This is a genomic window from Paenibacillus tundrae, assembly GCF_036884255.1.
Lineage (GTDB): Bacteria > Bacillota > Bacilli > Paenibacillales > Paenibacillaceae > Paenibacillus.
On record NZ_CP145605.1, the window covers coordinates 331949 to 355597 of the forward strand.

Here is a 23649-nt window from a genome sequence, read left to right on the forward strand (position 1 = left end):
GTTTCTCCATTACAGAGAAACGGCTGTTTAGCATCCATATTGATGCATGTTTTTATATAAAGGGACTTATAGATTTTATACTTGTTGAACTTTGATCAGGTTAGTGTTACCGGACTGACCGATCGGAACACCAGCGGACAATACAATGATGTCGCCTTTTTCGATGTAACCTGTTTTGATCGCATTACGTGTAGCGGATTCGAACATTTCGTCCGTTGTAGTAACCTTATCTCCCATAACTGGTACAACACCGGAGAGCAAGCAAATTTTTGCAAGCACTTCTTCATGTTGAGTAACCGCAATGATTGGAGCTTTCGGACGATATTTGGAGATCATACGCGCTGTGAAGCCACTTTCAGTTGAAGTGATGATCGCTTTGGCATTGAGTACGAGAGAAGAACTTACAGCTCCTTGACTAATAACCTCAGTAATATCAGCGATTTGCTGTGCGGATTTTTGAGCAAATTGTTCTTTGTAATCAATCATCGTTTCTGCACGACGTGCAACTGCTGCCATCGTACGCACGGATTGCACTGGATATTTACCTGCAGCGGATTCACCAGACAACATGACAACGTCAGCACCTTGAAGTACAGCATTAGCTACGTCACTTACTTCTGAACGGGTTGGACGTGGGTTCACTTGCATGGACTCCAGCATGTGTGTTGCAACGATAACCGGTTTACCTGCACGGTTACATTTATCGATCATTTCTTTTTGCATCATTGGTACGTCTTCAATCGGTACTTCTACCCCAAGGTCACCACGAGCAACCATGATACCGTCAGAAGCTTCAATGATATCGTCCAAGTTAGTCATACCTTCTTGGTTCTCGATTTTGGAGATGATCTGTACGTGATCTGCACCACGCTCTTTCAAGATGCTGCGAATCTCACGGATGTCATCACCTTTACGTACAAATGAAGCTGCAATGATCTCGATGTTGTTCTCGATACCGAAACCAATGTGCATAACGTCGCGTTCAGTAACACCTGGAAGTGTCGTTTTGATTCCTGGCAAGTTAACACCTTTACGTGGTTTCAGGATGCCACCGCTGATGATTTTACAATGAATATCCGAACCTTCTACAGACAATACAGTCAGATCAACCAGACCATCATCAATCAGGATGCGATCGCCAGGCTTCACAACCAGATTCAATTCTGGGTAGTTTACGGAGATACGCTCTGCGTCACCGAGAATTTCTTCTGTCGTAAGGATGAGCTCTTTGCCTGCTTGAAGGTGGCAAGATGCTTCTTTCAGTTTACCAATCCGTACTTCTGGTCCTTTGATATCCATCATAACTGGTACGTATGTGTTCAACTCAGAAGCTGCTTGACGAATATTGTTGATCCGTCCAACGTGATCTTCCAGCTCGCCGTGAGCCATATTCAAACGTGCAACCGTCATACCTTCCTGGATCATTACCTTTAATAATTCGATTGAGTCACAAGCAGGTCCCATAGTACAAATAATTTTTGTTTTCAACATGCTATTTCCTCCTCATATTTTGCTTATATGTGTATTGTAGCGTTTTCTGTCGAATCAGGGTATGAACTATAGTACAATGATTGGAGTATAGTCCAATAATGAGGTGTATTATGGTCACTCCGTTAGAAGTACGACACATTAACGGTGTCGGATGGTTCGAAGAAGCTGTGCAAATACAGGAAACTTGGCGTCTTAGCTTGGTTACTTATGGAAAATGTGTATATTGGGTGAACGGTGAAAAACAGATCATGGAGAAAGGCGAGCTACTGATTATTCCCGGTGGTGTCGCTTATTATGGTAAAAGCATCCCTACCGTTACACATACCCAAATTGTTGTTCAATTAACAGGAGAAGCACCGGAGTCATTGTCAGCTTTAGACCGAGCAGAGGTCTTGCGGCATAAGCCCGGATGTTACGAACTGATCCATGAACGTATGAAGGCCATTCATCAGCAGTGGCAGGAGCGCCCTTCTTATTATGTCATGATGAGCCAAGCCTTATTGATGGAAGTGCTGATTTATGTGAACCGTGAGCTGGACCGAGGAGTTATTCCACCGGAGCGTCATATGCAGGCGGAGCGTATGAAACGATATATTGAGCGTCATTATAGGGAGAAGGTAACGAAAGAGGAGCTGGGTGATGAGATTGGTAAGACCCCGAACTATGCAGCAGCGTTGTTCAAAAGTATGACAAACCAGACCATCAGCCAATATGTCCATGATCAACGGATGAAAAGAGCGGTATATCTGCTTACCGAGTCACAGCTCTCAATTCAAGAAGTTGCCGAATTCCTCGGATATCGCGACTTGTCTTATTTTTATCGAATCTTCAAACGAATCATAGGAAGCCCACCGTCTGATTTCCTACATGAGCGGCCACCTGTAATATGAAAACTGTAGTACTGAGTTATGAAATCCTTAGTCTGAAGGGTTAACCATGCTTACTTTCTTCTATTGAAAAGACATGAAGGCTAAAGTCTGGGATTATAAGTTCATAAGATCCACGGAGTGAATGAGCGAATAAAAAAAAAGAGAGCCGGTGGCTCTCTTTTTAAGTTACTAGGTAGTGAATTGCACCAACCTGTGTTTTATTCATTCCTTAATCTAGGCATTGCTGCTGGTGTTGGCTGTACCCAGCGTTTGTTTTTCTTTTTGGTGAGCCGAGCTACGACGAAGAAGTACCGCATGAACTGCCCAGTAGGCTGCTTCAGCAAACAAGATTCCACCGGCAACATCAAGCAGGGAATGTTGTTTTACAAATACAGTGGAAGCGATGATTAACCATAACCAAACAGATAACGAGATTCGTAGTACCGGTTTGAAGTTCAAATGACGGTTGATGATAATAAACAACATATAGCTCGTGAGACAATGAATACTTGGAAAACAGTTGAATGGTGCATCATTTGTATAAATGAATTGAACCAGCCAGCTACTCAAATCGGTTCCACCTACAACGGGGCGTGGCACATGCGTCGGAAATACCGCAAAACAGATGTTGGCGGCGATCACCCCTACATTATACGTAAGTAACGTACGCCAAAATAATGATTTATTGGTCAGCCCCAGATAGATAAATCCAAGATACAGAATGGGCATCCAACTGATATATGGGTAAATAAATTCTTTAATAAAAGGAATCTGGGTATCAATCCAAGCATAGTTGTAGAAGACGTCACTACCCGTGTTGCTACCTAGAAAAACATAAATGGAGCCTTGCAAAGGTATACAAAGTATAGCCAGTAGATGTCCCCAGCGTAGAAATAGTGCTTTCATAAGTTCCCCCTGATCTTTGATGTGCATCCTGCACGGTTCTTTGGATTCTCTCTATATAAGACGATATTCCAAGATTGTTACCCTGCAGAAATGAAGGAATGAAATTTTCCATAGTACTATAATGTACAGAACCAGACATAAGCCATACCTGATTTTAGGGGAAAACCCCGTGAAGAAAGTCTCTTTTTTGTTACTTTTATAGTTTTATCCAAAAAAGGATACTGTAATATATTGCATATTGTAGTACAACTGTAGTGTCATCTTAATTTGGTGAGGCGACAAAAGAAAATGAAAAGAGGCTGGTACTACCTTATGGCAAACGCTCAAATTAGAAAAGAATCGTTCTCGAAGAGGAGGCCTATTCTAGCTGTAGTCATCATTGAACTGTTACTCTTGTTCGCCGTGTTTGCAGCAGGTGCAGTGGCAACGATCAAGCAACTTGACTACACGTCTCCTGTACTTCTATCGTTCACACCGATTGCGATTGTACTAATCATCTATTTAACTTTGCGGCGTAAGTGGGGTGAGATCGGATTCCGGTCTTTGCGAACCATTCCAGCAGAGCAGACGAAGTATTATATTCCGCTAATACTTGTATTGGGTACAATCGCTTTGAAGGGATTTGGAGAACTCACGCTGTCCAAGGTGATCTTTTTTATCTTTTTCACCCTACTCGTCGCTTTTGTTGAAGAAACGATTTATCGAGGGCTGATATTTAACATCCTTCTAAGAAAGAGTGCAGCTACTGCTGTCCTAACCTCCAGTATCCTTTTTTCGATCACGCATATTATGAATGCTTTATCCGGCCAGAATATGGCTGATATTGCTTTGCAGCTTATTTATGCTCTTCTAATTGGGGCTGTGCTGGCACTCTTAATGTTGAAGAATGGGAATATCATACCCTTAGTTCTTTTTCACTTTGTACATAATTTGATTCAATTTCTGGGAGACGATCTACAGGATACGGGTACACTTCCTTATGATATCTTTGTAATAGTTGTTCTTGTGGGCTACTGCATTTGGTTAACATACAGTGTGCGAACACAACGACATAGCATAGACTCAAGTAATACTTCACAACCGATGAATCGATAAAGAAATTTCTGACATGGTAGCTCTGTTTGCCGTCAATCCTATGGAACGTGTTATACTTAACCAGACGGTAAACAGGCTGTGTGTTGAAACACAAGTTAAGCCGTACAATGTGCGATTGTAGGTGTATTATGGAGAAAACTGCACAGGATGTAGCAGAATGGATGGTACAAGAGATTAAATTCACGGGCACGCTTCGTCAAGAAGCTGCTATAGCATATGTGAAGTCCAATTTTGGAGAAGAATTTGTGTTTGTGAATGAAAGCGGGAATGCATCCTTAGAAAAAGAAGTAAAAAAGGCGTTCCGTAAGCTACACGGTGGACGGATTGCTTGGGATCGAGATAGCTTTACGTGGGCATGGACATAACATTTATCTTGCAGTACAGCGTCATACAGAAATATTGAAACTGCAGCTACTCTTTTTTTTTATAAAAAAGGGTATAATTTGGATGTCTTTTGCATATCCTTTGGTAAGACCGTGCAGGAGCAGGGGGCTGAAAAACCCTGTTGTACTGCGCGGAATAACATGTATTTCCAAAGCTGTTTGAAAAGAAAATACAAAGATTTGCTTTTTGGCAGAATCAGAGTTATAATAAGAACATGTTGTAGAGAAGTGGAAAACCTAATTCACATATTGTAAAGGGCGATCACTTATAGGTTATGACTGGTACCTTTTTCAATGTGTGAATTTTTATTTGCTTGCTGCAAAGAACAAAGGAACATGTTAATCTTTATTTGGAGGTGTAATTCACATGCAAAACGGAACAGTAAAATGGTTCAACGCTGATAAAGGCTTCGGTTTCATCGAAGTTGAAGGCGGAGAAGATGTATTCGTACACTTCAGCGCTATTACAGGCGAAGGCTTCAAAACGCTGGACGAAGGTCAACGCGTGCAATTTAAAATTGTACAAGGAAACCGTGGTCCTCAAGCAGAAGAAGTTGTAAAACTGTAATTAAAGCATAGCTGCCTTTAACATGTTATAATGGTAAAGGCAGCTTCTTTTTTTTGAGTATATAATGAAAGTCGGCCCATTAGTTGTCGAGGCAGGAGTCTGGTGGAGTACAAACTTCCGCTAAGATAGGCTTCTGTGAAATAACGTCGGTTAGATGTTTTTCCATAACAAAGGGGGTAGAAGTCATGTATAATCGCAAAAAACCGTTGGAAGAGATTCCACAAGCGGATGCGGCAATCTGGGAATGTACGAGCGATACGTGCAAAGGATGGATGCGGGACAATTTTGCGTTTGATAGCGTGCCTACTTGTCCGATATGTGCTTCTGAGATGGTTAGCACGACTAGGATGCTGCCATTGCTTGAGAATTCGAATAGTAACCTGAAAACGATGTCTAAAGGAAATCGGATTTAATATAGCTTACCCGCCTCTTACGAGGTGTTTTTTTTTAAAGTTAAATACACCCGTTGTTAAAAGGCATGGGTACTAAATATGAAGTTCCTGGCATTCGTTTTGGCGAATGCCTTTTTTGTTGCTGTTATAAATAGCGTATTACAAACCCCAAAAATAAGCTTCTCGCAGTATGCGAGAAGCTTATTGCTGTTTCACGGATACTTAATAAGAATGGGCTACTTGTTCTCGTTCATAGATTAGATGAAGAGAAAAGGCAGTAACAGGAGTGTGGAGACGAGTGCGATGTCAAATCCTGTACCGAACCCGCGGCCGTATCCACGTCCATATCCGCGACCATAACCATACGGTCCATAAGCTGAGGATTGAACTGTTTTGGCTGCATTCTTATTGCCTTTTTTATGCTGCTGTTGCTTGGCCTGAACAGAAGAGAGTCGAGGTCCCTCGTAACAGCCATCCAAAAATATTTTGCCGTCACGGCATCTTCCAAGTGTGCCATACATATGCTTTCCGTCTTTCATAATAAGACAAACCGGGCGTCCAACGTGCGGAGACACCGTATCTTCACATACCGGATGAATTCTATACATGCATATCCCCCTCGTAGTTGCGGTTGCCGCCTGAAATCAACGGTTTCTATATCATAGTAAAAGGTAGGAGATTTGGTATGGACGAGTACCCGGAAAAAGCATAGGGAGGTGCCGTTTTTGGAATTGTTCCATACACTAAAGAGTGTAGGAAGGAGCTGGAGTCATGGACTATCATGATTTACTGGCGGGATTGGGAGAAGGGAGTGCACATCCGGGCGGTTTCGAAGCAACAGTACAATTGCTGGATTCCTTATCTCTGCCATCTCGTAGTCAGATACTTGAAGTGGGTTGCGGAACGGGAAGAACGGCATGCCACTTAGCGCGTCATGGTTATCGCGTGACTGCAGTAGATCTTCACCGTGGAATGTTGGAGAAAGCTGTGCGACGCGCTAGGCGTGAGCGGTTGGATATTCGTTTCATTCAGGCGGATGCAACGGCTTTACCTTTTCCAGATGATCGGTTTGATGTGGTGTTTGTAGAATCTGTCACAATCTTTACCCGCTGGCGTGCTGCTCTGTCTGAATATAAGCGTGTTTTGAAGCCAGGTGGTCTGTTGATTGATCGAGAGATGATCTTATCCGGGCGGAAGACGGAGATCATGAGCCGCAAGCTGAAACAGTTCTATGGGATCAGGACACTAGCAAGCATAAATAGGTGGAAAAGACGTCTGAGACAAAGTGGATTTACAGCAATTACAGTACACGAACATTCACGCTCAATGGGAAGATGGGGTGTGGATCATGATCCTTATCGGGAGATGGATATGACATTGCTTGAGGATGAGCAAGTGCAGCGTATGAGTGGAATGAATGATCGTTTACTCGCTAAGTATGGCAAAAGATTGGGATATGCTGTGATTGAGGCGAAGGTACCATTAAGGAATGAGTAAAATTATAGTCATGGTTAAGTATTTACTTGAGCTAGGTTGTGAGGTGTGTCTGCTGTATTAAGAGGGTAGTCCGTATGTTACGGGCTACCCTCTAGTTGTAATAACGGTATTACTTTATTATTGCATCTCTAAGATCGCAGGTTTATAACATGTCGTTATCGATAATTCGCCAGTGATGCTTAAGCAAAGACTCCAAATGAAGCTTATCCTTGGCTCGGAAAGCGCTGAGTATTTGCCGGTGTTCCTCGTTAACTTCGTGGAGGACACTAGACAGCTTCGATTTATTATCGCTCACATACGATTGACGAATAAAGCTATTCTTCAGTGTGTTTAACATCTCGATCACCGTAGCATTACCACATCGCTGAATGTATAAATTGTGGAACTGATATTGATCCTTGTTATAGGCTGCTAGATCCAATTGGTTAATCGCTTCGTCCATTCGAGCAATAAGGGTTTCCATCTCCAGCAACTCCGAAGTTTTGAGGAGATCTACAGCCAGTGTTGCAGCAAGTGCTTCGAGAGCTCCGATGGCTTGAGAGAACTCTAACTTTTTGCCTGCATCAAAAGGCGTGACGATAAAACCTCTGCGAGGGATATATTGCAGCAGGTTGTCTGAAGCGAGTTGAAACAGAGCCTCCCGCGTAGGCGTGCGACTGATATCGAGTTTTTTGCAGATTTCTGCCTCGTTGATTTTTTGATTCGGGAGCAGTGTGCCGTCTTGAATTTTCTGTGCTATATAATCGTAAACGTGATCTTTCAAGGACCGGTATTTAGGTACTTCCATACCGAATCCTCCCTTCTATATAGTGATGATTAGATGTGTGTGGGGAGTGACCCCGGAATCGTGCACCGCTCAAGTGTTTCAAGTTTTTATCATCTTAACACCGAGGTGGGAGTTGGGCAAGCAAACGTAAGCGCTAACTTGCATAATGATGATACTGCGTTGTCTACATATTAAAATATAGAGAAGGGACGTATAAATTCGTTTCATGTATTGAATTCAAGTGTATTGTTTGATACTATTACTTACAATAAAGACCATATATTGTATGTTGTATATTGTATACAAAATTACGTTGTAAATTTTTCTCTAAGAAAATCATATATTAAAGTAGGATCTGTCGAGTATAGACTGTGGTGGAATAAGTAATAACCAGCCTTGCGTAGTTAGGGCGAAGCATACGCTAATGTTGTATTTTGTATACAATATAATGTTAAAGGAGTGCTGAGATCTATGCCGGATTCTAAACAGCTAATGGAATGGTCAGAACGTTATGCGGCTCCCAATTATCACCCTCTTCCAATTGTGATTGAACGTGCGGAGGGGGTTTGGGTTGAGGATCCGGAAGGCCGACGATACATGGATATGTTGAGTGCATACTCGGCTATGAATCATGGGCACAGGCATCCTACCATTATACAGGCACTGAAGAATCAAGCAGATCAAGTCACACTAACATCGCGTGCTTTTCATAGCACGGCTGCCTCTCTTTTTTATCAAAAACTCTCACAGTTCACAGGCAAGTCGAAGATTTTGGCGATGAATACCGGTGCCGAAGCTGTAGAGACTGCCGTTAAAGCAGCCCGCAGGTGGGCTTATCGTAGCAAGGGAGTGCCGGAAAACCAGGCAGAGATCATTGTGTGTGCTGGTAACTTCCATGGTAGAACGTTAACCGTGACTTCATTTTCATCCTCCGAAGAATATAAAAAAGATTTTGGCCCCTTCACACCGGGATTTCGCATTATTCCGTATGGAGATCTTGAGGCATTGAAACAGGCCATTACTCCGAATACGGCAGCATTTCTAGTAGAGCCCATTCAAGGGGAGGCGGGTATTGTTATCCCGCCAAAAGGTTATCTTGCAGACGCATTCTCTTGGTGCAAGCAGCAACATGTGCTAACTATAGCCGATGAGATCCAGACTGGATTCGGTCGAACAGGCCGTCGGTTTGCCTCTGACTGGGAGGGAGCAGAACCTGATCTATGGATTATGGGCAAAGCCTTAGGTGGAGGAGTGATGCCTATTTCTGCTGTTGCAGCTGATGCAAGCATATTGGATCTATTCGAGCCGGGATCGCATGGTTCTACGTTTGGAGGTAATCCATTAGCATGCGCGGTTGCGATTGCGGCCTTGGAGGTGTTAGAGGATGAGAAGCTTGCTGAGCAATCAGAGCGTTCAGGTCTTTATTTTATGAAGGGGCTTCAGAGCATTCGTAGTTCGGTCATTAAAGAAATTCGAGGTCGGGGATTGTTTATTGGTGTTGAACTACATGTACCGGCACGTTCTTTCTGTGAGCGATTAATGGCGGAAGGTCTACTGTGCAAAGAGACTCATGATACCACCATACGCTTTGCGCCACCTTTAACAATTACGAAGGATGAAATGGACTGGGCGTTAGAGAAGATTCATAGGGTGCTAAGCGAATAGTTCTATACCGTATTGGATGACTTACTTCATATAAAATACTGAGGGAGATGACTTGCATGGGAAAAGACGAGCACGCATCTGTAGGTAAACCGTATGCTAATAGTGAGTTACCTCTTGAATCTGAGGAAGGCCGCCAGGTTGCCATTATTAAAGTGCCTTTTGGATTAGCTGGAGCACGAGGTGGGGCAGAGCTGGGTCCGGATGAACTGATTACTGCAGGACTGAGAAGAGAAATTGCACGACTAGGTCTAACTGTTCAACGAGAGGTGAAGGTTGATTGCACGAATATACCGACCTCTTCTACTGAACAATCCCGAGGAAAATATTTATCGGAAGTACGCCAGGTAAGCGCAAGCGTGTGTCGTGAAGTTTCTAATGCGGTTACTGAAGGTGCATTCCCTCTGGTACTTGGTGGTGATCATAGTATTGCTATTGGTACTTTGGCTGGCTTAAGTGCGAACTACTCTAAGTTGGGAGTGATCTGGTTCGACGCACATGCTGATCTCAATACTGAAGAGCATAGCTTATCCGGTAATGTGCATGGCATGGGTTTAGCAGTAGCGATGGGGCATTCATCGTTTAACTTTTCTCAGATTCCTGGTGCTGGCTCATTCATTGATCCTTCGAAGGTGGTTTACATTGGTTTGCGTGACTTGGATGACTATGAGAAGCTTCAGATTAGAACGCTTGGCATCAAAAGCTATACAATGCATGATATCGACCGATTAGGTATAGAGCAGGTTATTAAACAGACGCTCTCTATAGTAGGTGAAGGTACAGACGGGATCCACGTTAGCTTTGATATGGATTGCCTTGATCCTCGTGAAGCGCCAGGGGTAGGGACGCCAGTTCCGGGAGGGTTGAACTATCGTGAAGCGCATTTTGCATTGGAGCTGCTTGCGTCGACGAATCGAATCACATCTATGGAGTTGGTAGAGGTCAATCCTTTGTTTGATCAGAATAGACATACCGCAAGACTTGGGGTAGAGCTGATCGCTTCTCTGCTTGGCAAACGAATTCTATAGTGGATATGTTGTGAATATAGTTAGTGTCTTTAGTCATTAGTGTATATGAATGATCTGTATGTAATGATGTTCTTACTATAGAAGAAAGTGTTCTGAAGATAGCCAGGGCGGTTACCCTTTCATTAAGGAGAGGGAGAGCGTTCTGGCATTTATTCTGGTTGTGCGTATGAACGGGTGTAACGGATAGAAGATGGATGCGGATGGTGTGAACGGCTATTAGAAAAGGTAGATGATTCATTGTTGCTATAAGGGTAGTGCGGAGTATAAAACTTTTGAAAAAAAGCTTGCGTTCTAAATCTGTACATGGTATATTCTAATTCCGGCCAAGAAAACACGAGAAACACGGTGCCGCAAGCAAACAAAATAATCTTCGAAAGAAACTTAAAAAAAAGAGCTTGCAAAGTTGGTTCGGATGTGATAAGATATAAAAGTTGCTGACGAGAACGAATGTCGGCACTGAAATAAGTTTGATCTTTGAAAACTGAACAACGAGTGAGTAACGATCTTGCTTGCAAGATCGACGCTGAGAAATCGGTACACGTCTTCGGACTGGATGATTTCGAAGCACAATTGAGATTTTTAATCTCGTCAGATTCAAAATGAGCTAATCGCTCTTTTCAATACTTTATTGGAGAGTTTGATCCTGGCTCAGGACGAACGCTGGCGGCATGCCTAATACATGCAAGTCGAGCGGACTTGAAGAGAAGCTTGCTTCTCTGATGGTTAGCGGCGGACGGGTGAGTAACACGTAGGCAACCTGCCCTCAAGCTTGGGACAACTACCGGAAACGGTAGCTAATACCGAATACTTGTTTTCTTCGCCTGAAGGAAACTGGAAAGATGGAGCAATCTATCACTTGAGGATGGGCCTGCGGCGCATTAGCTAGTTGGTGAGGTAACGGCTCACCAAGGCGACGATGCGTAGCCGACCTGAGAGGGTGATCGGCCACACTGGGACTGAGACACGGCCCAGACTCCTACGGGAGGCAGCAGTAGGGAATCTTCCGCAATGGGCGAAAGCCTGACGGAGCAATGCCGCGTGAGTGATGAAGGTTTTCGGATCGTAAAGCTCTGTTGCCAGGGAAGAACGCTTAGGAGAGTAACTGCTCCTGAGGTGACGGTACCTGAGAAGAAAGCCCCGGCTAACTACGTGCCAGCAGCCGCGGTAATACGTAGGGGGCAAGCGTTGTCCGGAATTATTGGGCGTAAAGCGCGCGCAGGCGGTCATTTAAGTCTGGTGTTTAATCCCGGGGCTCAACCCCGGATCGCACTGGAAACTGGGTGACTTGAGTGCAGAAGAGGAGAGTGGAATTCCACGTGTAGCGGTGAAATGCGTAGATATGTGGAGGAACACCAGTGGCGAAGGCGACTCTCTGGGCTGTAACTGACGCTGAGGCGCGAAAGCGTGGGGAGCAAACAGGATTAGATACCCTGGTAGTCCACGCCGTAAACGATGAGTGCTAGGTGTTAGGGGTTTCGATACCCTTGGTGCCGAAGTTAACACATTAAGCACTCCGCCTGGGGAGTACGGTCGCAAGACTGAAACTCAAAGGAATTGACGGGGACCCGCACAAGCAGTGGAGTATGTGGTTTAATTCGAAGCAACGCGAAGAACCTTACCAGGTCTTGACATCCCTCTGACCGGTACAGAGATGTACCTTTCCTTCGGGACAGAGGAGACAGGTGGTGCATGGTTGTCGTCAGCTCGTGTCGTGAGATGTTGGGTTAAGTCCCGCAACGAGCGCAACCCTTATATTTAGTTGCCAGCATTTCGGATGGGCACTCTAGATAGACTGCCGGTGACAAACCGGAGGAAGGTGGGGATGACGTCAAATCATCATGCCCCTTATGACCTGGGCTACACACGTACTACAATGGCCGGTACAACGGGCTGCGAAACCGCGAGGTGGAGCCAATCCCAACAAAGCCGGTCTCAGTTCGGATTGCAGGCTGCAACTCGCCTGCATGAAGTCGGAATTGCTAGTAATCGCGGATCAGCATGCCGCGGTGAATACGTTCCCGGGTCTTGTACACACCGCCCGTCACACCACGAGAGTTTATAACACCCGAAGTCGGTGGGGTAACCGCAAGGAGCCAGCCGCCGAAGGTGGGATAGATGATTGGGGTGAAGTCGTAACAAGGTAGCCGTATCGGAAGGTGCGGCTGGATCACCTCCTTTCTATGGAGAATCGTTTCCCGTAGCGGAAACATTCAAATATGCAGCTCAGCTGCAAACTACTCACTCGTTGCTCAGTTTTGAGAGCTCAAACTCTCAAACAGCTTGCTTTTGCATGGAGCTTGTTCTTTGAAAACTAGATATCGAAACGAACGAAAATGCGAATTAGAACATTCCTTTTAGCTGATCTTGTGTAAACAAGTGAAGTGTTTTATAAGGTAGACTGCTGGAGTGAGTGATCGAAATGGAACGACTTTTGGCTTTGCGCAAGCAAAACAAGGGAAGTGACAGCTCGAACACGAGCGAATGGTTAAGCTACTAAGAGCACACGGAGGATGCCTAGGCGCTAGGAGCCGATGAAGGACGTGGCGAACAACGAAACTGCCTCGGGGAGCTGTAAGCAAGCTTTGATCCGGGGGTGTCCGAATGGGGAAACCCAGCTGGGGTAATTTCCAGTTACTCATAACTGAATACATAGGTTATGTAGAGGCATACCAGGGGAACTGAAACATCTAAGTACCTTGAGGAAGAGAAAACAATAGTGATTCCGTCAGTAGCGGCGAGCGAACGCGGAGAAGCCCAAACCAGAGAGCTTGCTCTTTGGGGTTGTGGGACGTCTCACATGGAGTTACAAAGGAACCGGTTAAACGAAGAGGTCTGGAAAGGCCCGCCAAAGAAGGTAAAAGCCCTGTAATTGAAAGTCTGTTCCCTCCGAGACGGATCCCGAGTAGTGCGGGGCACGTGAAACCCCGTATGAATCCGGCAGGACCATCTGCCAAGGCTAAATACTTCCTAGCGACCGATAGTGAAGCAGTACCGTGAGGGAAAGGTGAAAAGCACCCCGGAAGGGGAGTGAAATAGAACCTGAAACCGTGTGCTTACAAAAAGTCAGAGCCCGTTTTAGGGGTGATGGCGTGCCTTTTGTAGAATGAACCGGCGAGTTACGTTCCCGTGCAAGGTTAAGGTGAAGAGCCGGAGCCGCAGCGAAAGCGAGTCTGAATAGGGCGATGTAGTACGTGGACGTAGACCCGAAACCGGGTGATCTACCCCTGTCCAGGGTGAAGGTGCGGTAACACGCACTGGAGGCCCGAACCCACGCACGTTGAAAAGTGCGGGGATGAGGTGGGGGTAGCGGAGAAATTCCAATCGAACTCGGAGATAGCTGGTTCTCCCCGAAATAGCTTTAGGGCTAGCCTCGGAAAACAGAGTCGTGGAGGTAGAGCACTGATTGGGTGCGGGGCCCGCAAGGGTTACCAAGCTCAGTCAAACTCCGAATGCCATAGACTTACTTCCGGGAGTCAGACAGTGAGTGCTAAGATCCATTGTCAAAAGGGAAACAGCCCAGACCATCAGCTAAGGTCCCCAAGTGTGTGTTAAGTGGGAAAGGATGTGGAGTTGCACAGACAACCAGGATGTTGGCTTAGAAGCAGCCACCATTTAAAGAGTGCGTAATAGCTCACTGGTCGAGTGACTCTGCGCCGAAAATGTAACGGGGCTAAACACACCACCGAAGCTATGGCTTGATGCTTTGCATCAGGGGTAGGGGAGCGTTGTATAAGGGTTGAAGGTGTACCGTAAGGAGCGCTGGACATTATACAAGTGAGAATGCCGGTATGAGTAACGAAAAGATCAGTGAGAATCTGATCCGCCGAAAGCCTAAGGGTTCCTGAGGAAGGCTCGTCCACTCAGGGTAAGTCGGGACCTAAGGCGAGGCCGAAAGGCGTAGTCGAAGGACAACAGGTCGAAATTCCTGTACCACCGTAAGCCGTTATGAGCAATGGGAGGACGCAGTAGGGTAGTGACGCAGGCTGATGGATGCCTGTCCAAGCAGTGAGGCTGATGTGTAGGCAAATCCGCACATCGTAAGGCTGGGCTGTGATGGGGAGTGAAAATTACAGTAGCGAAGGTCATGATCTCACACTGCCAAGAAAAGTCTCTAGCCAGGTGATGGTGCCCGTACCGCAAACCGACACAGGTAGGCGAGAAGAGAATTCTAAGGCGCGCGGAAGAACTCTCGTTAAGGAACTCGGCAAAATGACCCCGTAACTTCGGGAGAAGGGGTGCCCCGGTAGTGTGAATAGCACGAGGGGGCCGCAGTGAAAAGGCCCAAGCGACTGTTTAGCAAAAACACAGGTCTGTGCGAAGCCGTAAGGCGAAGTATACGGGCTGACGCCTGCCCGGTGCTGGAAGGTTAAGGGGAGCGGTTAGGAGCAATCCGAAGCTGTGAACCGAAGCCCCAGTAAACGGCGGCCGTAACTATAACGGTCCTAAGGTAGCGAAATTCCTTGTCAGGTAAATTCTGACCCGCACGAATGGCGTAACGACTTGGGCGCTGTCTCAACGAGAGATCCGGTGAAATTTTAATACCTGTGAAGATGCAGGTTACCCGCGACAAGACGGAAAGACCCCATGGAGCTTTACTGCAGCTTGATATTGAATTTGGGTACGATCTGTACAGGATAGGTGGGAGCCTTTGAAACCGGAGCGCCAGCTTCGGTGGAGGCACCGTTGGGATACCACCCTGATCGTATCTAGGTTCTAACCTGGTACCGTAATCCGGTGCGGGGACAGTGTCAGGTGGGCAGTTTGACTGGGGCGGTCGCCTCCTAAAGAGTAACGGAGGCGCCCAAAGGTTCCCTCAGAATGGTTGGAAATCATTCGAAGAGTGCAAAGGCATAAGGGAGCTTGACTGCGAGACCTACAAGTCGAGCAGGGACGAAAGTCGGGCTTAGTGATCCGGTGGTACCGCATGGAAGGGCCATCGCTCAACGGATAAAAGCTACCCTGGGGATAACAGGCTTATCTCCCCCAAGAGTCCACATCGACGGGGAGGTTTGGCACCTCGATGTCGGCTCATCGCATCCTGGGGCTGAAGTAGGTCCCAAGGGTTGGGCTGTTCGCCCATTAAAGCGGTACGCGAGCTGGGTTCAGAACGTCGTGAGACAGTTCGGTCCCTATCTGTCGTGGGCGTAGGAAATTTGAGAGGAGCTGTCCTTAGTACGAGAGGACCGGGATGGACGTACCGCTGGTGTACCAGTTGTTCCGCCAGGAGCACCGCTGGGTAGCTATGTACGGACGGGATAAGCGCTGAAAGCATCTAAGCGTGAAGCCCCCCTCAAGATGAGATTTCCCAGTATGTAAGACCCCTTGAAGACGACGAGGTAGATAGGCTGGGGGTGGAAGTGCAGCAATGCATGGAGCTGACCAGTACTAATCGGTCGAGGGCTTATCCAATTAGCACGTTTTAAATCGCAGACGTTCGTTTCGAATCTAGTTTTCAGAGAACAACACTCTGAAATGTAAGCTAAGCTATGCGTTTGGTGGCGATGGCGGAGGGGTTCCACACGTACCCATCCCGAACACGACCGTTAAGCCCTCTAGCGCCGATGGTACTTGGACCGCAGGGTCCTGGGAGAGTAGGACGCCGCCAAGCGAATTCCCTTTGGGGTATTTTTTTTGCCCCCCTCGTAGAGAAATAAGGGATACATATGTGGGCCCTTAGCTCAGTTGGTTAGAGCGCACCTCTGATAAGGGTGAGGCCGGTGGTTCGAGTCCACCAGGGCCCACCATTAACAAAATAGTCATACCGAAGAATGGGGCCATAGCTCAGCTGGGAGAGCGCCTGCCTTGCAAGCAGGAGGTCAGCGGTTCGATCCCGCTTGGCTCCACCATTCCCTGATAGCTCAGTTGGTAGAGCACTCGACTGTTAATCGAGTTGTCACAGGTTCGAGCCCTGTTCGGGGAGCCATATGGAGAGGTGTCCGAGCTGGCCGAAGGAGCACGATTGGAAATCGTGTAGGCGTCACAAGCGTCTCGAGGGTTCGAATCCCTCTCTCTCCGCCAGATAGTTTTTAAGCAAGGCCCGTTGGTCAAGGGGTTAAGACACCTCCCTTTCACGGAGGTAACAGGGGTTCGAATCCCCTACGGGTCATAACAATTTTTATTGTTCAATGAGGGTGAGAATCCTGATATGGAGGCTTAGCTCAGCTGGGAGAGCATCTGCCTTACAAGCAGAGGGTCGGGGGTTCGATCCCCTCAGCCTCCACCATATATACTTTTTCTAACGACGCGGGGTGGAGCAGCCCGGTAGCTCGTCGGGCTCATAACCCGAAGGCCGCAGGTTCAAATCCTGCCCCCGCAATTATACTTTCTCACGAAAGTGATCTGGAACCGTGGTGTAGTTGGCCTAACATGCCTGCCTGTCACGCAGGAGATCGCGGGTTCGAATCCCGTCGGTTCCGCCATTTTTTTTAAATTACCTTACACCGTGCCGGTGTAGCTCAACTGGTAGAGCAACTGACTTGTAATCAGTAGGTTGGGGGTTCAAGTCCTCTCGCCGGCACCATTTATACCTTAACATCTGAGTCTGGAATAGCGTGTATATTTAAGATAAAGATGGGTATACTGAATTACTCTAGGCAAGTTATGAGATGTAACTATGGCGATCGTGGCGAAGTGGTTAACGCACCGGTTTGTGGATCCGGCATTCGGGGGTTCAATTCCCCTCGATCGCCCCATTATCTCATTGGGGATTAGCCAAGCGGTAAGGCAACGGACTTTGACTCCGTCATGCATAGGTTCAAATCCTATATCCCCAGCCATTTACTTGAGTCATTAGCTCAGTTGGTAGAGCACCTGACTTTTAATCAGGGTGTCGAAGGTTCGAGCCCTTCATGACTCACTTTTATATTTTGCGGTCGTGGCGGAATTGGCAGACGCGCACGGTTCAGGTCCGTGTGGGCTAACCCCCCGTGGAGGTTCGAGTCCTCTCGACCGCACCAATTATTATGCGGAAGTGGCTCAGCGGTAGAGCATCGCCTTGCCAAGGCGAGGGTCGCGGGTTCGATTCCCGTCTTCCGCTCCATATTTGCGCCCTTAGCTCAGCTGGATAGAGCGTTTGACTACGAATCAAAAGGCCGGGAGTTCGAATCTCTCAGGGCGCGCCATTATTTTTTTTTGTATCGGGATGTAGCTCAGCTTGGTAGAGCACCTGGTTTGGGACCAGGGGGTCGCATGTTCAAATCGTGTCATCCCGATTTTACTTGTGCGGGTGTAGTTCAATGGTAGAACTTTAGCCTTCCAAGCTAATAGCGTGGGTTCGATTCCCATCACCCGCTTATTGTAATAAATGAAAGAGCTCTTGCGCTTAGCAAGGGCTTTTTATTTGTATAAAATGATATTTTCTAATAATAATGCTGGACGATATCATGCCGTATTTTCCCGCTAACTAAGGATTACATCTTAACGCTGGATGTAGGATGTAATGATCGACGTATCACTATTGTTGAGCCAATAAACCGAATAGTTTGATTATTTCTGTGATGTTTGTTTAAATGAAATAACTTCAACTATAGAGATACATCTCTACATGTTTTTTTCTATATGCTTATACACCTTTTACACTATGGAGGAGGAATCGTATGAAAAAGGCGCTGGTGATCGGCGGAAGTGGCACGTTAGGGAAGGCTATTGTTACCAAGTTAAAGGATTTTCCTATAGAAGTGATTACAGCAGGTAGACAGTCTGGTGATTATCAGGTAGATATGACTTCAACGGATAGTATTACTGCGCTGTTTGAGTCTGTTGGCTCTATTGATTATGTCATTGTGGCGGCGGGTCAGACGCATTATGCCAAGCTGGAAGAGCTAACGCCTGAAGACAATATGATCAGTGTACATGGAAAATTGTTAGGGCAGGTTAACATTGTGTTGATTGGTCAACACTACGTTAACGACAAGGGTAGCTTTACCTTGGTTAGTGGAATCATCAAAGATCATCCGATTGAGAAGGGTGCTTCCAGTGCCATGGTTAATGGTGCGATCGATTCGTTTGCAAAAGCAGCAGCTTACGAGTTGCCTAGAGGTATACGGTTGAACTCAGTAAGCCCTAACTTGTTCGAGGAATCCGCAGAGAAGTATAAAGGTGTCTTTATCGGATTCAATCCCGTACCTGTGGAGCGTGTAGCCAATACGTTTATTCAAAGTGCACTTGGCATTGAAACGGCACAGAATTTCAAAGTATATTAATGACTTCATCTCAATCCCATGTCTATATTGGACACGTTGAGTTAGCCGAACGGTAGGTCAGCGTGATGTGCGCGAACACATTACAGCCGGCTTTGATGATTTAACCATCTTTAAATCCCAAGCCAATAAAATTAAATACACCACACGATCAAAAATAGAAGGACATGAACTGGAGTGAACTCCAATGCATGTCCTTCTGCGTTTATCTCTACATAGGTTGTCTTTAATTGATACACGAATTGATATGCTTACCTGAACCTCAATTTGTACCTCAACTTGAATCTCAACTCGTACCGTAACTCATACTTATATACCATACGCTTACTTGTCCCTAATACTTGACTAAACTTGTCTGTACCTTGCTATATCAGCAACTCAGTATCTCTCCAGAATAAGCTGTGTTTTCAGGCCATCTACTGGAAGGAGCCACTGTTTGTCTTCAAGTACTTGCATGAATTGATTACGGAGATCCGATACAGTTGAAGCATTGTCTGTTTTGAAGGAGACCTCAACAATATTCTCTACTCCAGTACCAGCTGCATCACGGATAGGCCATACTTCTAAGCTCATCTCTTGTCCATTCCAAGTTCCTTTGTACCGTTGGAAAGTAACTGGACCATACACACGGGAGTCAGTTAGCTTTTGTTTGCCCCAGTTGGAGGAAGACCACTTGTTCAGTTTACCCGGCAGCTTGTCCAACAACAGCTTCAATGCTTCTTGATCTGAAGGCAGGTTAATGCCACTATTTTTTGGGGAATCTACTTTTTTGGTATTAGAGAAGCTAAGTGTTTGTTTGCTATATCCCCAGTCGATCTCAGCTTCGTAGTTATCATCTGAAGAATCGAATCCTTCTTGGTTAGCCAGTGTAAGAGCCGCATTTACATCGCCATTGATGATAGGATAGCGCTTCTTGTACGTCAGTTCATAATTATTTTTATCTTCCTTCTTGCGAAAACGCACATTCCAACCTTCTTCGTTCAGCTCCAGCGCATTGGTGTCAAAGTATTCTGTCTGTATAGCCGTTGGAGTGGAATCAAGACCAAGCGTCTGAACAACTTCAGTACGTGGAGTACCATCTGCATTCAATACCAGTTCGGGTTTAGCCAAAAATTTAACCTCATATGCAGGAACCGCATTTGCTGCAGCAGAGGCCTGCGGTGCTTCCAGTACCGTAAGTCCACTTCCTAATGTCACGATGCTCAGCATCAACGACGCCGTTACCTTTTTCCACTTTTTCAAAACCAATCACTCCCTAGGCTGATTTATTGTACAGACCCCACTTTATCGTTCGAGTATGTCGAAGTGATTAACGGGAGAAGCACTTTGCGTTAACCCTGCATAGATTTGATGAATGGCGAACGATAGTTTCTCTAGGTGATCTGTTGACAGCGTCATAGGGAATCTGTGATCAGAGTGTACAACGTTAAATGTCTATATCTGGCTTAACTTTAATTAGGTTAACTCTGCCTGTAGACTCCATTCTCGCAAAACTTCCTCGAAACGATTGATCTGAGCAGAAGGGTGCCGATCCTTATTATGAACCGTATAAATATGCCGAGGTGCCTGTTCCCCCGGAATCGGAAGAACCCGAATGAGCCCCTGTTGTTCCTCCCACTGTACAGCCATTCGTGACATGAACGAGATATGCCCTCCAAGGAGAACGAGTTGTTTGATTGCTTCCAACGAATCCATCTCCACCGTTCCACGTAATCGCACCTCATGCTGCACCAGCCATTGATTCGTTAAACGGCGTGTGCTGGATTCGTGACCATGCAGGGCAAACGGCACTTGGGCAATATGTTCGGGTTGTACATCTTTCCGTTGAACCAAGGCATGCTGAGGCGCACAGATCAGCACGAGATCATCTTCACACAATGTCTCTGTCTGTAGCTGCGAGCCGACAAACGGCTCAGATGAAATGATCCCTAGATCGATCTGATGTCGAACTAACATATCTCGGATGACAGGAGAGGGTTTAACCGACAAATGAATTCGAATGCCAGGAAACTCATGAGAGAAAGCATTAAGTATGGGCGGTAATAGATACGTTGCAGGTACATAACTTGCTCCAATGTGCAGGGTTCCCCGGTAGAGGCTGTCATATTCCCGAACGACTCGGCGAGCCTCTTGGGTGAGGGCATTGATTTTGACTGAATAATGGAGCAACGCTTGTCCAGCCTCGGTCAGAAATGTTTTACCACTCCGTGATTCAAATAACCGCACTCCCATTTCTTCTTCTAATGATTTCATATGAAATGTAACCGTAGGCTGCTTAATGCCTAAAATCTCAGCAACACTGGTCATGTGATGATGTTTATCAATCAACTCAACGATGTGTAATTTGATCAGATTCAATAGATACTCACTCCTCTCAGTTCTTCAAGCTTCTAGTTCGCTAATTAGAAAACAAATTATAGAAAATATCATTTAAGTAGCCTTATATAGATTTAATCTATGAACATCAACAGAATTCATCTAAAAAGTTAATTATCATTTTACATTCCTAACATACAACTCTCGAAGGCGAACGTTAGACTGATAACAGTACTAGAAGACAGGCAGGGATGCTTATGAAATTAGAAATACGACAGGTTCAAAAATCATTCAATCGTACTCCGGCGTTACTACCTACCGATCTCACACTAGAGCATGGTCAGTTTACAACACTGCTCGGTCCGTCAGGCTGCGGTAAGACAACATTGCTGCGTATGCTGGCTGGGCTTGAACAACCGGATGCAGGAGCCATATATGCAGACGGACAGTGTATCTACTCAGCAGAGAAGCGGATTGATGTGCCAACGCATAAGCGGAATCTGGGCATGGTGTTTCAGGACTTCGCCTTGTGGCCGCATATGACGGTATATGAAAATGTAGCGTTTGGTCTAAGGGCTGGTAAACAGAAGTCCGATCTGCGACAAAAAGTAAAAGAAGCACTCGACATGGTACGCCTGCAAGGGATGGAGGATCGTTATCCTCACCAGTTGTCCGGTGGACAGCAACAGCGGGTTGCTTTTGCCAGAGCTGTGGCCGTTCGACCTGGTGTGATCTTGTTCGATGAACCATTAAGCGCACTGGATGCTGTACTGCGGGAAGAGATGCGGATTGAGATGATGTCACTGGTACGAGATATGGGGTTGACTGCTCTATATGTCACACATGATCAGGTCGAAGCGATGTCTATGTCGGACGAGATTGTGGTGATGGAGAAAGGGCGAATATTGCAAAAAGGCAGTCCAGAAACCATTTATGCTACGCCAAGCGAGCCGTTTGTTGCTTCATTTATCGGTAAATCGAATTGGCTGACGCCGAATCAATCTATGGTTCGACCGGAGTATGTCTCCTGGAACAAGATCAATCATGACGATCTCCGGTATCACGGGGTCGTGCTCAGTGTTAGTTATGTAGGTGAGCGTTATGAGGTTCGGGTGCAAATGGATGGGCTGGGCGTTTGGACGGCATATCGGAACAATAGAGTAGGTATAGGCGAGCAGGTAGATCTCTATGTGTCTCCTGAGCGCATACATCGAATGAATATAGAGGGCGAGACAAGCAGCTTTACGAGAAACAAGATCGCAGCAGTAAATTAAGTTTAAGTGCGAGTTCAATAAGGACGGTTCAGTACCGAGAAGATGGGTTGAAGCTAGATGTACTTTTTTGAGCAACTTCTTTAAGTGATGGACCACGATTATAAAACCAACCAAGGGAGATGTCATGACATGTTTGGAATGAATACACGTAAGAAAAGCGCAATGCTGATTTTATCCGCGGTAATGAGTATCAGTTTGTTTGGATGTAGCACAGGTAACACGACTACAGGCTCAGCGGCTCAACCGGCAGGCGAGGGTAACACGGCAGCTGCCGCAGAAACAACGGATAAAACAGGCGGTAAGCTGGTATTGTATAGCGCAGGGCCGCAGAAGCTGGCTGATAATATTGTTAGTGGATTTACAGAGAAAACGGGCATTGAGGTGGAAATGTTCCAAGGAACTACGGGCAAAATCCTAGCCCGGATGGAAGCTGAAAAATCAAATCCAGTAGCTGATGTAGTCATTCTCGCTTCTTTACCATCAGCACAGGCATTGAAAGCAGATGGATTAACCCTGCCTTACCCAGAAGCGGCGAACGCTGATAAATTGAACAAGGATTGGTCGGATGCCTATGGTAACTATTTCAGCAGCAGTGCATCTGCTCTAGGAATCGTATACAATACCAAGCTCGTATCTACACCGCCTAATTCATGGGCTGAGCTCGCTACACCTGCATGGAAAGATGCAGTGAACATTCCCGATCCAACACTCTCAGGATCAGCACTGGACTTTATCACAGGCTACTTGAGTGCAAATGGAGACAAGGGCTGGGATCTGCTGAGCAGTTACAAAGCTAATGGCGTAGCAATGGCAGGCGCGAACCAAGAAGCACTTGATCCGGTTATTACTGGTGCGAAGAGCATCGTAGCAGCAGGAGTAGATTACATGGCGTATTCCTCCAAGGCAAAAGGTGAGCCACTGGACATTGTGTACCCTGAAGAGGGAACAGTGATTAGCCCAAGACCGGCAGCTATTTTGAAATCAAGCCCGAATGTGGATAATGCCAAAGCATTCATTGACTATCTCTTGTCCGATGAAGCACAAAAGCTAGTTACCGATGCTTACCTGATTCCAGGACGTGAAGATATTGAAGCAACCAATCGCGCAAACGTAAAAGACATTCCACAGCTCAAGGTGGATTGGGCTTGGATGAGTGAGCACGGAGATGAGACGGCAGCACGCTTCTCTGAAATCTTCAAATAAG

At 46.1% G+C, this 23649-nt stretch carries 17 protein-coding genes, 17 tRNA genes and 3 rRNA genes; 31 read left to right on the top strand and 6 right to left on the bottom strand.

Going from position 1 to position 23649, the window contains the following annotated elements; genetic code table 11:
* Nucleotides 1–75 precede the first annotated feature (75 nt).
* Nucleotides 76–1491, bottom strand: coding sequence for a pyruvate kinase (gene pyk / locus V6W81_RS01495; RefSeq protein WP_145053588.1), 1416 nt, complete (start codon nt 1489–1491; stop codon nt 76–78).
* Between the two features lie 110 nt (nt 1492–1601).
* Here pyk and V6W81_RS01500 point away from each other — a divergent pair, with 110 nt between their 5' ends.
* Nucleotides 1602–2381, top strand: coding sequence for a helix-turn-helix transcriptional regulator (locus V6W81_RS01500; protein ID WP_145053590.1), 780 nt, complete (start codon nt 1602–1604; stop codon nt 2379–2381).
* Between the two features lie 213 nt (nt 2382–2594).
* On the opposite strand, the gene V6W81_RS01505 is transcribed toward V6W81_RS01500, so the two are convergent.
* Nucleotides 2595–3266, bottom strand: a complete 672-nt coding sequence (locus V6W81_RS01505) for a phosphatase PAP2 family protein (protein ID WP_338541334.1) — start codon at nt 3264–3266, stop codon at nt 2595–2597.
* A gap of 312 nt (nt 3267–3578) precedes the next feature.
* Here V6W81_RS01505 and V6W81_RS01510 point away from each other — a divergent pair, with 312 nt between their 5' ends.
* From V6W81_RS01510 to V6W81_RS01525, 4 genes are all read left to right on the top strand, one after another.
* Nucleotides 3579–4361: a CPBP family intramembrane glutamic endopeptidase gene (locus tag V6W81_RS01510; RefSeq protein WP_338541335.1), complete on the top strand. Its 783-nt coding sequence runs from the start codon at nt 3579–3581 to the stop codon at nt 4359–4361.
* 128 nt (nt 4362–4489) lie between these two features.
* Nucleotides 4490–4726 (top strand): DUF6953 family protein, encoded by a 237-nt coding sequence (locus V6W81_RS01515; protein WP_056697132.1) that lies wholly within the window; start codon nt 4490–4492, stop codon nt 4724–4726.
* A 385-nt stretch (nt 4727–5111) separates the two neighbouring features.
* On the top strand, nt 5112–5312 hold the full coding sequence (locus tag V6W81_RS01520) for a cold-shock protein (RefSeq protein ID WP_024633772.1): 201 nt from the start codon (nt 5112–5114) through the stop codon (nt 5310–5312).
* Nucleotides 5313–5497: 185 nt separating this feature from the next.
* Entirely contained in the window at nt 5498–5725 is a 228-nt protein-coding gene (locus V6W81_RS01525) for a cold-shock protein (protein ID WP_056697134.1), read from the top strand.
* Nucleotides 5726–5961: 236 nt separating this feature from the next.
* Here V6W81_RS01525 and V6W81_RS01530 read toward each other — a convergent pair whose 3' ends face one another.
* On the bottom strand, nt 5962–6312 hold the full coding sequence (locus tag V6W81_RS01530; RefSeq protein ID WP_145053596.1) for a hypothetical protein: 351 nt from the start codon (nt 6310–6312) through the stop codon (nt 5962–5964).
* 163 nt (nt 6313–6475) lie between these two features.
* Between V6W81_RS01530 and V6W81_RS01535 the strand changes: the two genes are divergently transcribed.
* On the top strand, nt 6476–7201 hold the full coding sequence (locus V6W81_RS01535) for a class I SAM-dependent methyltransferase (RefSeq protein WP_338541336.1): 726 nt from the start codon (nt 6476–6478) through the stop codon (nt 7199–7201).
* Between the two features lie 142 nt (nt 7202–7343).
* Here V6W81_RS01535 and V6W81_RS01540 read toward each other — a convergent pair whose 3' ends face one another.
* Nucleotides 7344–7988: a GntR family transcriptional regulator gene (locus tag V6W81_RS01540; RefSeq protein ID WP_145053600.1), complete on the bottom strand. Its 645-nt coding sequence runs from the start codon at nt 7986–7988 to the stop codon at nt 7344–7346.
* A gap of 450 nt (nt 7989–8438) precedes the next feature.
* Here V6W81_RS01540 and V6W81_RS01545 point away from each other — a divergent pair, with 450 nt between their 5' ends.
* The 23 genes from V6W81_RS01545 to V6W81_RS01655 all read left to right on the top strand — a co-directional run bounded on the left by V6W81_RS01545 (nt 8439) and on the right by V6W81_RS01655 (nt 18858).
* On the top strand, nt 8439–9632 hold the full coding sequence (locus tag V6W81_RS01545) for an ornithine--oxo-acid transaminase (RefSeq protein WP_338541337.1): 1194 nt from the start codon (nt 8439–8441) through the stop codon (nt 9630–9632).
* Nucleotides 9633–9688: 56 nt separating this feature from the next.
* Nucleotides 9689–10657 carry an arginase gene (rocF, locus tag V6W81_RS01550; RefSeq protein ID WP_338541338.1) on the top strand — a complete coding sequence of 323 codons (969 nt, stop codon included), beginning with the start codon at nt 9689–9691 and terminating at the stop codon, nt 10655–10657.
* 625 nt (nt 10658–11282) lie between these two features.
* Nucleotides 11283–12835, top strand: a 16S ribosomal RNA gene (locus tag V6W81_RS01555).
* A 305-nt stretch (nt 12836–13140) separates the two neighbouring features.
* A 23S ribosomal RNA gene (locus V6W81_RS01560) occupies nt 13141–16066 on the top strand.
* 82 nt (nt 16067–16148) lie between these two features.
* Nucleotides 16149–16265: ribosomal RNA gene (gene rrf / locus V6W81_RS01565) — 5S ribosomal RNA — on the top strand.
* Together the 16S, 23S and 5S rRNA genes with 17 tRNA genes alongside form the textbook arrangement of a ribosomal RNA operon.
* Nucleotides 16266–16324: 59 nt before the next feature.
* A tRNA-Ile gene (locus tag V6W81_RS01570) sits at nt 16325–16401 on the top strand.
* Between the two features lie 26 nt (nt 16402–16427).
* Nucleotides 16428–16503 (top strand) — tRNA-Ala (locus V6W81_RS01575).
* A 1-nt stretch (nt 16504) separates the two neighbouring features.
* Nucleotides 16505–16580: transfer RNA gene (locus tag V6W81_RS01580), tRNA-Asn, on the top strand.
* Nucleotides 16581–16583: 3 nt separating this feature from the next.
* Nucleotides 16584–16675: transfer RNA gene (locus V6W81_RS01585), tRNA-Ser, on the top strand.
* 16 nt (nt 16676–16691) lie between these two features.
* Nucleotides 16692–16763, top strand: a tRNA-Glu gene (locus V6W81_RS01590).
* 41 nt (nt 16764–16804) lie between these two features.
* Nucleotides 16805–16880: transfer RNA gene (locus tag V6W81_RS01595), tRNA-Val, on the top strand.
* Nucleotides 16881–16899: 19 nt separating this feature from the next.
* A tRNA-Met gene (locus V6W81_RS01600) sits at nt 16900–16973 on the top strand.
* Nucleotides 16974–16998: 25 nt separating this feature from the next.
* Nucleotides 16999–17076, top strand: a tRNA-Asp gene (locus V6W81_RS01605).
* A 25-nt stretch (nt 17077–17101) separates the two neighbouring features.
* A tRNA-Thr gene (locus tag V6W81_RS01610) sits at nt 17102–17177 on the top strand.
* A gap of 96 nt (nt 17178–17273) precedes the next feature.
* A tRNA-His gene (locus V6W81_RS01615) sits at nt 17274–17349 on the top strand.
* A 9-nt stretch (nt 17350–17358) separates the two neighbouring features.
* Nucleotides 17359–17433 (top strand) — tRNA-Gln (locus tag V6W81_RS01620).
* 7 nt (nt 17434–17440) lie between these two features.
* A tRNA-Lys gene (locus V6W81_RS01625) sits at nt 17441–17513 on the top strand.
* Between the two features lie 12 nt (nt 17514–17525).
* Nucleotides 17526–17613 (top strand) — tRNA-Leu (locus V6W81_RS01630).
* An 8-nt stretch (nt 17614–17621) separates the two neighbouring features.
* Nucleotides 17622–17696 (top strand) — tRNA-Gly (locus tag V6W81_RS01635).
* A 5-nt stretch (nt 17697–17701) separates the two neighbouring features.
* Nucleotides 17702–17778: transfer RNA gene (locus V6W81_RS01640), tRNA-Arg, on the top strand.
* A gap of 16 nt (nt 17779–17794) precedes the next feature.
* Nucleotides 17795–17868 (top strand) — tRNA-Pro (locus tag V6W81_RS01645).
* A 10-nt stretch (nt 17869–17878) separates the two neighbouring features.
* Nucleotides 17879–17949, top strand: a tRNA-Gly gene (locus V6W81_RS01650).
* A gap of 303 nt (nt 17950–18252) precedes the next feature.
* Nucleotides 18253–18858 (top strand): short chain dehydrogenase, encoded by a 606-nt coding sequence (locus V6W81_RS01655; protein ID WP_338541339.1) that lies wholly within the window; start codon nt 18253–18255, stop codon nt 18856–18858.
* 375 nt (nt 18859–19233) lie between these two features.
* Here the strand turns inward: V6W81_RS01655 and V6W81_RS01660 are convergent, their stop codons facing one another.
* Both V6W81_RS01660 and V6W81_RS01665 read right to left on the bottom strand, forming a co-directional pair.
* Nucleotides 19234–20097: a CYTH domain-containing protein gene (locus V6W81_RS01660; RefSeq protein WP_338541340.1), complete on the bottom strand. Its 864-nt coding sequence runs from the start codon at nt 20095–20097 to the stop codon at nt 19234–19236.
* Nucleotides 20098–20310: 213 nt separating this feature from the next.
* Nucleotides 20311–21213 carry a LysR family transcriptional regulator gene (locus V6W81_RS01665; RefSeq protein WP_338541341.1) on the bottom strand — a complete coding sequence of 301 codons (903 nt, stop codon included), beginning with the start codon at nt 21211–21213 and terminating at the stop codon, nt 20311–20313.
* A gap of 215 nt (nt 21214–21428) precedes the next feature.
* Between V6W81_RS01665 and V6W81_RS01670 the strand changes: the two genes are divergently transcribed.
* Both V6W81_RS01670 and V6W81_RS01675 read left to right on the top strand, forming a co-directional pair.
* Nucleotides 21429–22445, top strand: coding sequence for an ABC transporter ATP-binding protein (locus V6W81_RS01670; protein WP_338541342.1), 1017 nt, complete (start codon nt 21429–21431; stop codon nt 22443–22445).
* Between the two features lie 129 nt (nt 22446–22574).
* A complete protein-coding gene (locus V6W81_RS01675) occupies nt 22575–23648 on the top strand; it encodes an ABC transporter substrate-binding protein (RefSeq protein ID WP_338541343.1) in 1074 nt (357 codons plus the stop codon).
* The last annotated feature ends 1 nt before the right edge of the window (nt 23649 follow it).